Origin of the sequence: Roseomonas chloroacetimidivorans (assembly GCF_049629625.1) — a bacterium.
GTDB classification, from domain to species: Bacteria; Pseudomonadota; Alphaproteobacteria; order Acetobacterales; family Acetobacteraceae; genus Roseomonas; species Roseomonas chloroacetimidivorans.
Window position 1 is genome coordinate 1 of sequence record NZ_JBNBZS010000271.1, and the last position, 1370, is coordinate 1370.

Here is a 1370-nt window from a genome sequence, read left to right on the forward strand (position 1 = left end):
TTGATGCTGTGGACGGCGCCTGCCCCAATCGTGGGCATGGGATGGTAGGATCCCGTAGGTCCAAGTTTAAGGAGCTGTGTCATGCATCAGGAGATTGCCACGGTCGGTCTCGACCTCGCCAAGAACGTGTTTCAGGTCCATGGGGTCAACGCTGATGGGCGCGTTGTTGTCCGCCGCCAACTCCGCCGTGCCGAGGTCCTCAAGTTCTTTTCGGCCCTACCCCCGTGTCTCATCGGTATGGAGGCGTGTGCATCGGCGCACCACTGGGCACGCGAGCTGATCGCGATTGGGCATGAGGTGAAGCTGATGCCGCCAGCCTACGTGAAGGCATACGTAAAGCGCGGCAAGACAGATGCTGCTGACGCTGAGGCGATTGCGGAAGCCGTGACACGGCCGACCATGCGCTTTGTCGCGGTAAAGAGCGCTGAGACCCAGGCCGTGCTCATGCTCCACAAGACGCGCGACCTGCTCGTCCGGCAGCGCACGATGCTCATCAACGCTATCCGGGCTCACCTGGCCGAGTACGGCATCGTCGCGAGCGTCGGTCGGGCGGGTGCCGCGGCCGTCATTGCAGCACTGCATGAGCAGCAGGACGAGGTTCCAGCGCTCGCGCGTTCGGCGCTGCATGGTTTGGCTGCGCAGTATCGCGCGGTTTCGGGTGAGATCGAACGCCTGGAGGGACAGATCCTGTCCTGGCACCGGGCCAGCGAGGTGAGCCGACGTCTGGCAACTATTCCCGGCGTAGGACCCATCACTGCCTCGGCAATCGCCGCGACCGTGCCGGACGCTTCGCTCTTCCGTTCATCCCGGCAGTTCGCGGCCTGGCTCGGCCTCACGCCCAAAGCCCACAGCTCGGGCGGCAAGGAGCGGCTTGGGGGCATTAGCAAGCAGGGAGATGGTTATATCCGCCGCTTGCTGGTTAACGGCGCTTCGGCCGTGATGCGCATGACGCGCAAGGATACCACCCGCCAGCCATGGCTCGCTCGGCTGCTCGAGCGCAAGCCCGCAAAGGTGGCGGCGGTTGCCTTAGCCAACAAGTCGGCACGGATCGCGTGGGCCGTCATGGCGCGCAACAAGGTCTACGCGGGAGCTGCCGCGTGAGGAGCTTTCAGCCGCTGATCCAATGATGAGCGGCTGGAAGGCGTAAGGGTGACTGAGCAGTGATGACGAACCGGTCAGACCGGGGATCGGCTAAACCAAAGCGGTTCAAGCGCTCTCGAAGCGCGATGATTTGATCAGGAGCCGATCCGCGGACTTCATCAGGGCCAGCAGCCATGGGCGCTGCGCAAACAGGCCGAACACATGGATGCACCCGACCGGTAGGAATCACGGCTGAAAACCTCTTGCGCCACAGGCGCCGTCCACACATG

Annotated in this window: 1 protein-coding gene; it reads left to right on the forward strand. The window is 63.6% G+C overall.

Features of this window, described 5'->3' with window-relative positions; translation table 11 throughout:
* Positions 1-81: 81 nt before the first annotated feature.
* Complete coding sequence (locus ACO1BU_RS37335; RefSeq protein ID WP_424140900.1) at positions 82-1101, forward strand: IS110 family RNA-guided transposase; 1020 nt, start codon at positions 82-84, stop codon at positions 1099-1101.
* Positions 1102-1370 lie beyond the last annotated feature (269 nt).

Coding starts and splice junctions, on each gene's coding strand:
- ACO1BU_RS37335 (WP_424140900.1), top strand. CDS start 82: ATGCATCAGGAGATTGCCACGGTCGGTCTCGACCTCGCCAAGAACGTG.